Source organism: Gracilibacillus thailandensis, assembly GCF_010994055.1.
Taxonomy (GTDB): domain Bacteria; phylum Bacillota; class Bacilli; order Bacillales; family Amphibacillaceae; genus Gracilibacillus; species Gracilibacillus lacisalsi.
Window position 1 is genome coordinate 1 of record NZ_WJID01000057.1, and the last position, 14,405, is coordinate 14,405.

Annotated in this window: 14 protein-coding genes; all 14 read left to right on the plus strand. The window is 36.4% G+C overall.

The features are described 5' to 3' along the window. Window positions 1-318 precede the first annotated feature (318 nt). The 14 genes from mnmE to serA all read left to right on the plus strand — a co-directional run bounded on the left by mnmE (window position 319) and on the right by serA (window position 14,282). Complete coding sequence (gene mnmE / locus GH715_RS15840) at window positions 319-1,695, plus strand: tRNA uridine-5-carboxymethylaminomethyl(34) synthesis GTPase MnmE (RefSeq protein ID WP_163578712.1); 1,377 nt, start codon at window positions 319-321, stop codon at window positions 1,693-1,695. Window positions 1,696-1,720: 25 nt separating this feature from the next. Then, window positions 1,721-3,613 carry a tRNA uridine-5-carboxymethylaminomethyl(34) synthesis enzyme MnmG gene (gene mnmG / locus GH715_RS15845; protein ID WP_153836236.1) on the plus strand — a complete coding sequence of 631 codons (1,893 nt, stop codon included), beginning with the start codon at window positions 1,721-1,723 and terminating at the stop codon, window positions 3,611-3,613. A gap of 12 nt (window positions 3,614-3,625) precedes the next feature. Further along, on the plus strand, window positions 3,626-4,339 hold the full coding sequence (gene rsmG / locus GH715_RS15850; protein ID WP_153836237.1) for a 16S rRNA (guanine(527)-N(7))-methyltransferase RsmG: 714 nt from the start codon (window positions 3,626-3,628) through the stop codon (window positions 4,337-4,339). Between the two features lie 246 nt (window positions 4,340-4,585). Beyond that, the gene (gene noc, locus GH715_RS15855; protein WP_153836238.1) at window positions 4,586-5,449 is read left to right on the plus strand and encodes a nucleoid occlusion protein; all 864 of its coding nucleotides are present in this window, start codon (window positions 4,586-4,588) and stop codon (window positions 5,447-5,449) included. 181 nt (window positions 5,450-5,630) lie between these two features. Further along, on the plus strand, window positions 5,631-6,392 hold the full coding sequence (locus GH715_RS15860) for a ParA family protein (protein ID WP_026287421.1): 762 nt from the start codon (window positions 5,631-5,633) through the stop codon (window positions 6,390-6,392). Further along, a complete protein-coding gene (locus GH715_RS15865) occupies window positions 6,385-7,218 on the plus strand; it encodes a ParB/RepB/Spo0J family partition protein (protein ID WP_163578713.1) in 834 nt (277 codons plus the stop codon). Before GH715_RS15860 ends, GH715_RS15865 begins: the two co-directional genes overlap by 8 nt. Before the next feature lie 80 nt (window positions 7,219-7,298). After that, window positions 7,299-8,006 carry a DUF554 domain-containing protein gene (locus GH715_RS15870; protein WP_153836239.1) on the plus strand — a complete coding sequence of 236 codons (708 nt, stop codon included), beginning with the start codon at window positions 7,299-7,301 and terminating at the stop codon, window positions 8,004-8,006. A gap of 312 nt (window positions 8,007-8,318) precedes the next feature. Continuing rightward, window positions 8,319-9,329, plus strand: a complete 1,011-nt coding sequence (locus GH715_RS15875) for a YkvI family membrane protein (RefSeq protein WP_153836240.1) — start codon at window positions 8,319-8,321, stop codon at window positions 9,327-9,329. Window positions 9,330-9,371: 42 nt separating this feature from the next. Further along, window positions 9,372-9,566 (plus strand): DUF951 domain-containing protein, encoded by a 195-nt coding sequence (locus tag GH715_RS15880; protein ID WP_018934417.1) that lies wholly within the window; start codon window positions 9,372-9,374, stop codon window positions 9,564-9,566. A gap of 219 nt (window positions 9,567-9,785) precedes the next feature. Then, complete coding sequence (gene ychF, locus GH715_RS15885; RefSeq protein WP_153836241.1) at window positions 9,786-10,886, plus strand: redox-regulated ATPase YchF; 1,101 nt, start codon at window positions 9,786-9,788, stop codon at window positions 10,884-10,886. A 142-nt stretch (window positions 10,887-11,028) separates the two neighbouring features. Continuing rightward, window positions 11,029-11,319, plus strand: a complete 291-nt coding sequence (rpsF, locus tag GH715_RS15890) for a 30S ribosomal protein S6 (RefSeq protein WP_153836242.1) — start codon at window positions 11,029-11,031, stop codon at window positions 11,317-11,319. A gap of 15 nt (window positions 11,320-11,334) precedes the next feature. Continuing rightward, the gene (ssb, locus tag GH715_RS15895; protein WP_018934414.1) at window positions 11,335-11,853 is read left to right on the plus strand and encodes a single-stranded DNA-binding protein; all 519 of its coding nucleotides are present in this window, start codon (window positions 11,335-11,337) and stop codon (window positions 11,851-11,853) included. 20 nt (window positions 11,854-11,873) lie between these two features. Further along, complete coding sequence (rpsR, locus tag GH715_RS15900; protein WP_018934413.1) at window positions 11,874-12,104, plus strand: 30S ribosomal protein S18; 231 nt, start codon at window positions 11,874-11,876, stop codon at window positions 12,102-12,104. Window positions 12,105-12,695: 591 nt separating this feature from the next. Next, window positions 12,696-14,282: a phosphoglycerate dehydrogenase gene (gene serA, locus GH715_RS15905; protein WP_163578714.1), complete on the plus strand. Its 1,587-nt coding sequence runs from the start codon at window positions 12,696-12,698 to the stop codon at window positions 14,280-14,282. Window positions 14,283-14,405 lie beyond the last annotated feature (123 nt).

Genomic DNA, 14,405 nt, shown 5'->3' on the forward strand with positions numbered 1-14,405 from the left:
CCACGGAAAGCGGAGTATTCTGCCGGAGCGTATGTGAGCGTTCATCATTAATCATAATGGGAGAAAGCCTCATTTTTTCTCCTTTCATTACTTCGTAGTTTATATCTAAGTCGAATTAATAAGAAAGTTGTTTGTGAATAATTGATTTCATAAAAAGTTATGCACATGTGGATAATATATAGCGACGATAAATTTTAAATCTGAGTGTGGATATCTTTTCAAGTGATATAGTTTTGTGCTATTCTAATAAGTTAGTGACACTAAATGAAATAAATAGCCAATTGATATAGAAAAAGTTAGAATAATGGGGGTGAAGAAGTGGAAAAAGATACAATAGCAGCGATTTCGACACCGATCGGAGAAGGGGCGATCGCAATTGTTCGATTGAGTGGTGAAGACGCAATTGCCATTAGCAATAAATTATTTGAGGGAAAAGATCTCGAAAAAGTAGAATCCCATACGATACATTACGGAAAAATGATCGATACCGAAACGAATGAAATGATGGAAGAAGTAATGGTTACAGTCATGCGTGCCCCAAAAACATTTACGAAGGAAGATGTAGTAGAGATTAACTGTCATGGAGGACTAGCATCTGTTAATCGATTATTAGAACATGTTTTGTTCCATGGTGCACGTTTAGCTGAACCAGGAGAGTTTACCAAACGAGCATTTCTTAATGGACGTATAGATTTATCACAAGCAGAAGCTGTTATGGATTTGATTCGTGCCAAAACAGATAAGGCAATGAATATTGCATTGAAGCAATTAGATGGGAAATTATCGAAACTTGTTCATCAATTACGGCAAAAGTTAATTGAAACGGTAGCACATGTAGAAGTAAATATCGATTATCCAGAGTATGATGACGTTGAAGAAATGTCTCACCAAATGTTACGAAAACAAACAGAAGATGTATATCAGGAAGTAGAACGGTTATTAAGTATGGCGAAACAGGGAAAAATCTTACGGGAAGGTATTGCAACTGCAATTATTGGTCGTCCAAACGTAGGAAAATCCTCTTTGCTCAATGCATTTGTACAGGAAACGAAAGCAATTGTAACAGATATTCCAGGTACAACGAGAGATGTGATTGAGGAATATGTCAATGTCCGCGGTATTCCGTTACGATTAGTTGACACAGCGGGAATTCGCGAAACAGAGGATATTGTCGAGCGAATCGGAGTGGAACGTTCTCGGCAAGCATTAAAGGAATCGGATCTAATTTTATTAGTGTTGAATTATGGTGAGGAACTAACTGAGGAAGACCGTAACCTGTTTAAAGCGGTAGAAGGATTAGAATATATTGTGATTGTCAATAAGACAGACTTGGATCAAAAGTTAGACTTGGATGAAGTAAGGCAATTAGCCGGTGATCAAAAAGTGATAACGACTGCATTAATTGAAGATAAAGGTATGGATGATTTAGAAGAAGCAATTGCAGATACCTTCTTTGCGGGAGATTTGGAAAGTGGTGATTTAACGTATGTTTCGAATGTCCGCCATATTCAGTTATTACAACAAACTTTAAAGGCTCTAGAAGATGCAATGGGAGCGATGGATGCAGATATGCCAATTGACCTGGTACAAATTGATGTGACAAGAGCTTGGGAATTATTGGGTGAGATTGTAGGAGATACGATGCAGGACAGTCTGATTGATCAACTGTTTTCACAGTTCTGTTTAGGAAAATAAATATTGATAAAAAGGAGGATCAGCGATGTCAACTTATGAAGCTGGTCATTATGATGTGATCGTCATCGGAGCAGGACATGCAGGGGTAGAGGCTGCTTATGCTGCTGCCAAACGTGGAGCGAAAACATTAATATTAACATTGAACTTAGATATGATCGCATTTATGCCTTGTAATCCGTCCATCGGCGGACCTGCCAAAGGTATCGTCGTTCGTGAAATTGATGCATTGGGCGGTTTAATGGGTAAAGTAATCGATAAAACATACATTCAAATGAGAATGCTTAATACAGGGAAAGGACCTGCTGTTCGGGCATTACGTGCACAAGCAGATAAACCTTTATATATCCAAGAAATGAAAAAGACATTAGAACAAGAACCAAATTTAACTCTTCGTCAAGGAATGGTAGAAAAATTAGTTGTCGAAGATGATCAAGTTAAAGGGGTTATCACAGAGACGAAAGCATTATATCGTGCTGAATCAGTTATTATTACAACGGGTACGTTTATGCGTGGACGTGTCATCATTGGTGATATTTCTTATGAAAGTGGGCCTAATAACCAGCGAGCAAGCGTAAAATTAGCAGAAAACTTGGAAGAGCTAGGGTTTGATCTAGTTCGATTTAAAACAGGTACACCACCAAGAGTAAATAATCATTCGATTAATTACGATAAAACAGAAATTCAGCCAGGGGATGACCATCCACAACATTTTTCCTACGAGACAACGGAGGAAATTTTGGATCAAATTCCATGCTGGTTAACCTATACAAATGAAAAAACGCATGAGATTATTAATGAAAATCTAGGATTATCAGCGATGTATTCCGGTATGATTAAAGGAACAGGACCGCGTTATTGTCCATCTATTGAGGATAAAATTGTCCGCTTCCATGATAAACCACGTCATCAAATTTTCTTAGAGCCAGAGGGTCGTCATACGGATGAAGTGTATGTCCAAGGTTTATCAACCTCATTACCTGAATACGTACAACGCGATATTTTACGCAGTATTCCAGGGTTAGAAGAAGCGGATATTATGCGTGCCGGCTATGCAATTGAATACGATTCTGTCGTGCCAACACAATTGTGGCCGACACTTGAAGTGAAAGATGTGGAAGGTTTGTTCACTGCGGGTCAAATTAATGGGACATCTGGATATGAAGAAGCAGCAGGTCAAGGTTTAATGGCTGGAATTAACGCAGCAGCTAAAGCATTGAACAAAGACCCATTAATCTTAGATAGATCTCAGGCGTATATTGGTGTATTAATCGATGATCTTGTGACAAAAGGCACCAATGAACCTTATCGACTGTTAACGTCACGCGCAGAATACCGTTTATTACTACGTCATGATAATGCGGATTTACGCTTAACCGAGATAGGTCATCAAATGGGCTTGATTTCCGATGAGCGCTTTGCACGTTTCGAAGAGAAAAAACAGTTAATTGAAGAAGAAAAAGAGCGATTAAGCAATATTCGGTTAAAACCAACGGAAGAATTACAAAAGTTGATGGAGTCTGTCGGTGGCACGAGGCTAAAAGATGGCATTCTTGCTTATGATTTAATGAAGCGACCAGAAGTAACGTATGATGTGATTGAACAAGTAGCTCCACCTGAAAAAGAATTAGCGGCTGATATCAAAGAACAAGTCGAAATTCAAATTAAATATCAAGGTTATATCGCAAAATCAAACCAACAAGTCGAGCGCATGAAAAAAATGGAAAATAAATTAATCCCAGATGATATTGATTATGATGCGATTAGCGGTATTGCTACGGAAGCAAGAGAAAAATTAAAACAAGTTCGTCCGTTATCTGTAGCACAAGCATCAAGAATATCAGGGGTTAACCCAGCTGATATTTCCATTCTGTTAGTGTATATTGAACAAGGGAATGTAGCAAAAGTATCGAACGAATAGAGGAGTGGCAAGATGAATCTTTCGTCCTTTCAAGAACATTTAAAAAACGAAGGTATTGAGATCACCGAAAAACAATTACAGCAATTTGAGAAATATTTCCACATACTGGTGGAGTGGAATGAAAAAATGAATTTAACAGCGATCACAGATAAAGAAGAAGTCTACGCCAAACACTTTTATGATTCGATTACAGCTGCATTCTATTTTGATTTCACAAATGAGTTTCATTTATGTGATGTGGGTGCTGGAGCAGGTTTCCCTAGTATTCCACTCAAAATACTTTTTCCGCAAATCAATGTTACCATTGTCGATTCATTGAAGAAGCGGATCACATTTTTAAATCATTTAGCCACAGAACTAGAACTTGAAGGTGTGAGTTTTTACCATGATCGAGCTGAATTATTCGGTATAAATGAGAAGTTTAGACATAAATTTGATGTAGTGATGGCTCGTGCCGTTGCAAGGACTTCTGTTTTGTCTGAACTTTGCCTGCCACTTTTACGAACAAATGGTACGTTTATTGCGATGAAAGGTTCTAATGTGGAGGAAGAACTTTCCGATGCCGAAGATGCTATCGAACTGCTTGGTGGAAAATTACAACGTGTTGAACATTTTTCATTACCAGAAAATAACGGCGAAAGAAATATCGTCATTATTGACAAAAAACGTAAAACACCAAAGAAATTCCCGCGAAAACCAGGTGTGCCTAATAAAAATCCATTATAATTGATATTTTTATCAAAAATAAGTCATATTTTTTATCGCTTTTTGATTTTTTATGATAAAATAAGAGTAACAGATTACTAGTTATGTTCCACGTGAAACATTTGGGATATAAAACGGCTTCTATGACTTGCTTAAATTCTAGTTTTAAGCAAGTTTTCCCTTTTATTTAATTGATAAATAGGGAAAAAAGTATTCGCTCTCATATTATTTGAATTTTGTTTAAGCAGAAAAAAGGTGGTGTTGATTATGTTACACCCATTTGGTCGTATTTTTGGATTAGGTGATAAGGTGGATGAAGAATTAATAGAGGACCAGGAAAGCTATCAGGATGAAGTAGTTTTTATTGATGTTGATGCTATTGAAGCAAATCGCTACCAGCCTAGATCCATATTTAATGAAGAAAAAATCAAAGAATTAGCACAAACCCTACATACACATGGTATGATCCAGCCGATTGTCGTGCGGTCTCTTGATGAAGAAGAGGAAAAATATGAAATAATTGCAGGGGAAAGACGTTGGCGAGCAGCAAAAAGCCTGAATTGGGAAAAGGTTCCTGCAATTATCCGCGAGATGACAGATAAAGAGACGGCATCGGTAGCATTAATTGAAAACTTGCAACGCGAGGAACTTACAGTAATCGAAGAAGCGGTCGCGTATGAGAAATTGATCGAGATGCATGAATTAACACAAGAAGCGTTAGCCCAACGCTTAGGGAAAAGCCAATCGACAATAGCAAATAAAATGCGCTTATTGAAATTGCCAGAACCAGTGCAACAAGCTATTTTACAGAAGACAATTACAGAGAGGCATGCTCGTGCATTGATCGCTTTAAAGAGTGAAGAACTTCAACTGAAAATTTTACAACAGATTATAGACCGAGATTTAAATGTCAAACAAACAGAGGCACAAATAGAACGAATGTTATCTGATAAGAAAAAGCCTGCCAAAAAGCCTCGATTAAAAGGTGTTAACAAAGATATGAGAATTGCCATGAACACGATCAGGCAATCGTTAGACATGGTATCGGACACCGGAATCGATTTAGAGACTGATGAACAGGATCATGATGACTTTTATCAGATTACGATCAAAATTCCTAAGAAAAAATGATTACATGATGACCCATCTTTATAAGTTAGGAAGATGGGTTGTTTTTTGGCAAGATAGTAGGAATTTTCAGGTTTATAAATTGTACCATTTTGACTAAAAATGCTAAAAATCAAAAAAAATTTATTTATAATAGAATATTAGTGATAGAATAAGAGAAAAGATGCAAGAGGTAGGTGACACCATGGGTAAAGTAATAGCCGTTGCAAACCAAAAAGGTGGCGTCGGCAAAACGACTTCTTCTGTTAATTTAAGTGCATGTTTAGCACATCTTAATAAAAGAATATTAATTGTTGATATAGATCCTCAAGGTAATTCAACGAGTGGGGTAGGGATTAATAAAGCAGATGTAAGTCATTGTATATATGACGTGTTAGTAGAGGATATTGAAACGAAACAAGTATGTTTACAAACAGATATCGAAAACTTAGAAATAATACCTGCAACCATTCAGCTAGCTGGAGCTGAAATAGAATTAGTTTCTACTATTTCACGTGAAGTTCGCTTGAAGAAGGCTATTGATAGTATTAAGGATGATTATGATTATATTATCATTGATTGTCCTCCTTCACTAGGGTTGTTAACAATCAATGCCTTAACAGCTTCAGATACTGTATTAATTCCGGTTCAATGTGAGTATTATGCATTAGAAGGATTAAGTCAGTTATTGAACACGATTCGGTTAGTGCAAAAACATTTAAATAAAGAACTGATGATAGAAGGAGTTCTTTTAACCATGTTAGATGCTAGAACGAATCTGGGATTGCAAGTAATAGATGAAGTGAAAAAGTACTTTCAAGATAAAGTCTATAACACGGTGGTACCTCGTAATATTCGTTTAGGTGAAGCGCCAAGTCATGGACAACCAATCATATCATACGACTCTAAATCAAGAGGAGCAGAGGTTTACCTTGATTTAGCAAAGGAAGTGATTGCTGGTGGCTAGAGGATTAGGTAAGGGGTTAGATGCATTTTTTCCAGAAATAGAAGAAAAAGATTCTGACAAGATTGAAGAGGTAGAACTGAGTAAGTGCCGGCCAAACCCGTATCAACCACGAAAAGTATTTGAAGCGGATGCGATCGAGGAATTAAAAGAATCTGTTTTACAACATGGTATCTTACAACCTTTGATAGTAAGAAAGAGCATTAGAGGATACGAAATTGTTGTAGGTGAGAGAAGGTTTAGAGCGGCTAAAGAAGCAAATTTAGACACAATACCTGTTATTATTAAAGATTTAACAGATGAACAAATGATGGAGTTAGCGTTATTAGAAAATATTCAGCGTGAGGATTTAACTCCAATTGAAGAAGCAACTGCATATGATCGTTTAATTAATGAATTAGGTACAACACAGGATCAACTTGCTAAGCGATTAGGGAAAAGCAGATCACATATCGCGAACCTGGTAAGACTTCTCAGTTTGCCAGAAGAGGTTATTGCCCAAATCAACCACGGAGCACTTTCCATGGGACATGGAAGAGCTTTATTAGGTTTAAAAGATAAAAATAAAATCAAACCAGTAGTGAAACGAATTACGAAAGAGAGATTAAATGTTCGCCAAGTAGAAGCATTAATAAACGAACTTAATAATCAGCAACCGAAGAAAAAGAAAAAACCAAAGAAGGATATTTTTATTACCGAAAAGGAAAATCATTTGAAAGAGTACTTTGGAACGAATGTAAAGATTAACAAAGGAAAAAGAAAAGGTAAAATTGAAATAGAATTCTTTTCGGAAGAAGACTTAAACCGTATTTTAGATAAGATAGAATAATACTTGGTCTGATTGTTTGCGGGTGCGAATGATCAGGCTTTTTCATGTGAAACTATGTTACAGGTGAAGGTGGATGCATAATGGCTTTATTAGGAACATTAGTAAATGGTTTATGTATAATTATTGGCACCATTATTGGTCTTGTTTTTTCTAATATCCCAGAAAGAATTAAAAACACTGCTTTACAAGGAATTGGTTTAGTAGTAGCACTGATTGGTATTCAAATGGCGATTCAAGCAGATAATATTATCTTAATTTTGCTAAGTTTATTACTCGGATCTATTATTGGTGCAGGCGTACATTTGGAAGATAAATTAAATATCCTTGGGCAAAAACTAGAAGGTAAGATAAGTAAGGATGGTAATGGGAATTTAACAGAAGGGTTTATAACGGCTTCTTTAATCTTTGTCATTGGAGCAATGAGCATTGTCGGTGCATTGGATGGTGGACTGAGAGGGGATCATGAAGTCTTATATACGAAAGCGTTCTTAGACGGTTTCATGGCAATGGTGTTAACCACAACATTAGGATATGGCGTCATTTTTTCGGTGATACCAGTTATTCTTTATCAAGGCTCGATTGCATTACTAGCGGTACAAATTAATAACTGGCTCCCACAATCTATCTTAGATGGATTTATCAATGAGGTTACTGCAATAGGGGGGTTATTAATATTAGCAATTGGCCTAAATATTCTTAACATCACCAAAATAAAAATAGGAGACTTTCTACCAGCAATTTTTGTATTCATTATTTTTTATTTTAGCTATGGATTTATAGTATTTTAGAATACTGAGAAAGATGCGGACATCTGTTCCGTTATTAGGGTAGTCGCGGACATCTATTCCGCTATTCAGCGAAAATAGTGCTAATGGAAGCCGAAATAAACCAAATAAGGGATTCAATGTCTGCGGACATCGAAAAACAGCTGATTTTCATTCAAATAAAGCAGTAAATGTCCGCTCAGGCAGCTTGTATCTATTTTGTAGCGGACAATCAGTGCGTGGTTAGTGACTGTTAAAGTGAAGGAATTTTTGTTCATACCTTTGTCCTGCGTCGCATATTTTTAATATATCTAAAGCTTTTTTGGAGGCAAAGATATGTGGAAATCGGGTGCGAAGTGGATGTTCTTAATTATAGGAACAATGGTTGGGGCAGGGTATGCTTCAGGCAGAGAATTATGGCAATTTTTTGGTCATGAAAGTGGACTGGCTATTCTTTTATTTACCTTATTCTTTATTGCTTCAGTAGCAATTACAATGAAAGTTGGTTATCAAAACCGAACGTCTAATTATTACGCATTATTGGAGATTATTCTGGGGAAACGTATTGCACGTTTTTATGATATCTTAATTTTCTTCTACCTTATGTCCACCACTGTGATTATGATAGCTGGTAGTGGTGCAACCTTCGAAGCTTTTCAACTTTCCAAATGGATTGGCATACTCTTTATAGTTGTTTTTATTATTATGATTTTTATTAAAGGCATTAAAGGGGTGCTCACTTTTAATGTCATCATACTACCTTTATTAATCATAGGTTTATTATCGATTTTAGTCATTTATTCAATAGATGAACAACTTCCATTCATCATATCGTTAGACCATCAAGCAAACTGGACAGCTGCTTTTACATTTACAGCTTTAAATATCTTGTCCATCATCGCTGTGTTAGGAGCAGTAGGGGAAAAGATTGAATCAAATGGTGAAATAGTGATAGCAAGTGTTGGTAGTGGTTTGATTCTAGGAATTATCTCTTTTTTATATAATAATTCCTTAATTCAGATATCTGAGGTCATTATTTTATATGAAATTCCTTTATTTGCGATACTGAAGAATTATCCTAATTACACGTATATTATAATGTCAATCTTACTGTGGTGTGCTATATTTACCACAGCTATCTCAGGTGTTTTAGGACTGGTAACAAGGCTTGGCCGTTTCTTTAAATATCATTTATGGCAAATTACCATCGTTTTATTAGTCATTCTCACACCGTTAACAACGATTGGCTTTTCGACATTGATTGAATTTCTTTATCCCATTTATGGAATTGTCAATTTATATTTACTTTGTGCTATCTTACTATTTCCTTTTTATAAAAAAATCTAATATAATAGGTATCAGAATATCGTGTAAGATTGAGGTGATAACATGGAGCGCAAGGAATTTCAATTAAATGATGTAGTCGAAATGAAAAAGCCCCATCCATGTGGTGAGAATCGCTGGAAAATTATCCGCATGGGCATGGATATTCGAATTAAGTGTGAAGGATGTGGGCATAGTGTCATGTTACCACGTAAACGATTCGAACAAAAAATGAAACGAGTACTCGAACATCAGGAATGAAATAATTTTCATAAAAATGTTTCACGTGAAACAAAATCTTTTTTTCTAGTATGCTGAAAGGTAATAAATCATTTTTTCAATAGAGGGAAATTGGAAAATCAAGGGGTTAATGCCCTTGATTTTCGTTTTTTAATAACTTGTCATTTTGGAAAAGTATCACTATAATTGGTATGACTGATACGTTCATATGGACGGAATCCTTAAGGAGTGAAAGTTAACATGGCATTAACAGCAGGAATTGTTGGTTTACCTAACGTGGGTAAGTCAACGTTATTTAACGCAATAACACAAGCGGGTGCAGAATCGGCGAACTATCCATTCTGTACGATAGATCCGAATGTAGGAATTGTAGAAGTACCAGATGAAAGATTGCAAAAGCTAACAGAATTAGTAAAACCAAAAAAGACAATCCCTACAGCATTTGAGTTTACTGATATTGCAGGGATTGTTAAAGGAGCGAGTAAAGGGGAAGGACTAGGTAATCAGTTTCTTTCGCATATTCGCCAGGTAGATGCAATTTGTCACGTTGTTCGTTGTTTCCAAGATGAAAATATCACCCATGTATCTGGAAAAGTAGATCCTATTTCCGATATTGAAACCATTAATTTGGAGCTTATTTTAGCCGACTTGGAAACTGTTTCAAAAAGAATTCAACGTGTAGAAAAAATGGCAAAACAGAAAGACAAAGAAGCAATGGCTGAATTTGAAGTGCTTTCGAAGTTAAAGGATGCATTTGAAGAAGAAACACCAGCGCGTGCGGTATCTTTTACAGAAGAGCAACAAAAGCTTGTTAAAGGTTTACACTTATTAACAAGTAAACCGGTATTGTATGTGTCTAATGTAGGCGAAGATGAATTATTAGAAGCAGATAACAATGAATATGTACAGCTTGTAAAAGATTTTGCTGCCAAAGATGAAGCGGAAGTCATTGTGGTAAGTGCCAAGGTAGAGTCTGAGATTGCCGAATTAGACGGAGAAGAAAAAGAAATGTTCCTGGAAGAGTTAGGAATTGCTGAATCAGGACTAGATCAACTGATTAAGGCAACTTATAACTTGCTTGGCTTAGCAACATACTTTACAGCAGGAGAGCAAGAAGTACGAGCATGGACATTTAAAAAAGGAATCAAAGCACCCCAAGCAGCAGGAATTATTCATAGTGACTTTGAAAAAGGATTTATTCGTGCTGAAACAGTTTCTTATGATGATTTAGTCGAAGCAGGTTCTGAACAGGCTGCGAAAGAAAAAGGAAAAGTAAGATTAGAAGGTAAAGATTATTTGGTGAAAGATGGAGATGTGATGCATTTCCGTTTTAACGTATAGCAGGATCACTTGTTACATGCAAAATATTGTTTGCATTAGAGAAAGAAAATTGATATAATATCTTATTGTGAGTAATGAGACTATTACTCCTTGCTCTATTCTCAGAAATAGGGCCGTCAAGACCAAAAGGAGGTGTAAACGGATGAATAAATATGAAATCATGTACATCATCCGCCCAGATATCGAGGAGGAAGCACAAACAGCTCTAATCAAGCGTTTTAACGGTTACCTTACGAATAATGGTGCGGAAATTGAAAAAGTTGAAGAAGTAGGTAAGAAACGTCTTGCTTATGAAATCAACGACTATCGTGATGGATATTATGTAATCATTAACTTTACAGGTGATGAAACAGCTATTAACGAATTCAATCGTCAAGCGAAGTTCTCTGATGACATTTTACGTCACATGGCAATTCGTGAAGATGATCAATAATAAGGAGTGGTTCTGATGTTAAATCGTGTCGTGCTTGTCGGCAGGTTAACGAAAGATCCTGATTTACGTTATACACCAAATGGCGTTGCCGTAGCAAATTTTACCATAGCTTGTAATAGACCTTTTACTAATCAGCAAGGACAACGAGAAGCAGACTTTATTAACTGTGTCACATGGAGAAGGCAAGCGGAAAACCTTGCAAACTACATGGGAAAAGGAAGTCTAATCGGTGTAGATGGTCGTATTCAAACTCGTAGTTTTGATAATCAAGAAGGTCAACGAGTCTTCATGACAGAAGTAATGGCAGAATCGATTCAATTCTTGGAATCTAAGGGTGGATCAACTGGTGGGCAACCTAACGCACAAGGATCTCAAGGATATAATCAAAATCAGAACCAACCGAGTCAAGCAAATCAAAATCAATTTAACCAAAACAATAATAATCAAAATAATCAAGGGAATAACGATGGCGGTAATCCATTCCAGGATAGTGGAGAGCCTATCGATATTTCGGATGATGATTTACCATTTTAAATTAAAGGAGGTTTTTGATTATGGCAGCTCGTCGTGGTCGCGCAAAGCGTCGTAAGGTGTGTTATTTCACAGCGAACGGTATTACACACATCGACTATAAAGATGTTGGTTTATTAAGTCGTTTCGTTTCTGAGCGTGGAAAAATTCTTCCTCGTCGTGTAACTGGAACTTCTGCAAAATATCAACGTAAATTGACTAAGGCAATTAAACGCGCTCGTCAAATGGCGCTTTTACCTTACGTGAATGACTAATAAATGTGTAAGAGCTTGAAGCTATGTGATGCTTCAAGCTCTTTTATTAGGTCGGAAAGGATCAAACTGTGCATTGATTGGCTTTGAGGAACTAAGTGACTTCACCAATCGAACAATCACAATCTATATCGGTCCACTTAATATCAGGAAAACCTATTATGTTTATAGCTCCATTTCTTAGTTATCCCACTAATAACAGAATCTCTGAAGAATAGCTCGACCCTGACATCCACACAAATGTTATACATTCATTTATACTCAGCCTCAACGTTCGTGTTTTGGATCAAGACAAAGCTTCAATAGTAAATTAAATAATAGTGAATACTTAAAAGACGAACAATATCGGTGGATATTTACTTTTTCGTATTGACATTCTCTTTTAATTTGCTATGATAGAGAAAACTTTAATAATGTTCCACATTTTCAAAAGCCAAAGTGTCGAAATTTTCTCAATTCCATTCTATTTATTAAAGTTTAAAAGTGCTATAATAATATTAATTAATAGAAAGTGTATATAAGTGAAGTGTTTCACTTATTCAACAAGCTGGATACTTTTGTACAAGAAATATAATTTTTTTGGAGGGGACAACTGTGACTTTTAAAGTATTAATTAGCGATCCGTTAAGTGAAGATGGAATTAAACCATTACGAGAAGCAGACAATATTCAAGTCGATATTGATACGGGTTTATCTCCTGATGAGTTGACAGAAAAAATTGGGGAATATGATGCCTTATTAGTAAGAAGTCAAACAAAAGTAACGCGAGATATTATTAGCCAAGCATCTAAATTAAAAATTATAGGTCGTGCAGGTGTTGGGGTTGACAATATTGATTTAAGTGCAGCAACGGAATACGGAGTAATTGTCGTAAACGCACCAGATGGTAATACGAATTCTGCAGCTGAACATACGGTTGCGATGCTTATGTCATTAGCAAGAAAGATTCCACAAGCATTTTTAGCATTGAAAAATGGTAAATGGGATCGTAAAACACATGTCGGCGTAGAATTAAAAGGTAAAACACTAGGTGTTGTTGGTATGGGACGTATCGGTGCAGAAGTAGCAGCACGTGCGAAAGGTCAACGAATGAATGTTATTGCTTATGATCCGTTCTTAACAAAAGAAAGAGCAGACAAGCTCGGTGTTGATTTTGGTTCAGTGGAGGACGTCATTGTTGCATCTGACTTCATTACGGTTCATACACCATTAATTAAAGAAACCAAGCATTTGATTAATAAAGATGCTTTCGCAAAAATGAAAGACGGTGTACGTATTATTAACTGTGCTCGTGGTGGTATTATTGATGAGGATGCTTTATATGATGCGATTAAATCTGGTAAAGTAGCGGGAGCAGCTCTTGATGTATTTGAAGAGGAGCCTGCAACAGATCATCGTTTATTAGAGCTTCCAGAAGTTATTGCGACACCTCACTTAGGTGCTAGTACGGTAGAAGCACAGGAAAATGTAGCAATTGATGTTAGTCATGACGTTGTGCGTTACTTAACAGAAGATGTAGCGAAAAACCCAGTTAACTTACCATCTGTACCGAAAGAATTGATGAATAAAATTGAGCCGTATTTCCATCTGTCTGAAAAACTTGGTACATTTTTAACCTATTTAATTCCAGGAGTTATTGAAGAAATTAATATCTCTTATTCAGGAGAATTAACAGAGCTTGAAGTAGCACCATTAACAAGAAATACAATTAAAGGCTTATTGAAACGTCATTTAGGAGACCACGTAAATGATGTCAATGCCTCTTACTTAGCGGAAAAAAGAGGTATTCAAGTTAATGAAAATAAATCTTCTACACCGAGAGGATTTACAAACCTCTTAAAAGTGGAAGTGAAAACAAAAGAAGTGACACGTTCTATCGCAGGTACCTTATTAAATGGTTTAGGCCCACGTATTGTACAAGTAGATGCTTATAGTGTGGACTTAGTACCAGAAGGCGATCTAGTAGTCATTAAGCACAATGACCGTCCAGGGGTAATCGGGAAAGTAGGTAGCCTGCTTGCAGAACGTGGAATTAACATTGCAGCTATGCAAGTAGGTCGTTCAGATGTTGGTGGCGAAGCAATCATGATCTTAACGGTTGATAAATATTTAGAAGACGCAGATGTGGAAGCACTAAATGAATTTGAAGAAATCGAAAAATTGACTGCTATGGAACTGTAATAGATGAGAGCTCTTCGATGTTGAAGAGCTCTTTTTCTGTTGATTTTGTAAAGTTGATAGTAAAATTCAAAAGTTGATAGAGAACTAATCGAAGTTGATAGTAAACCCTTCGAAGTGGAACAG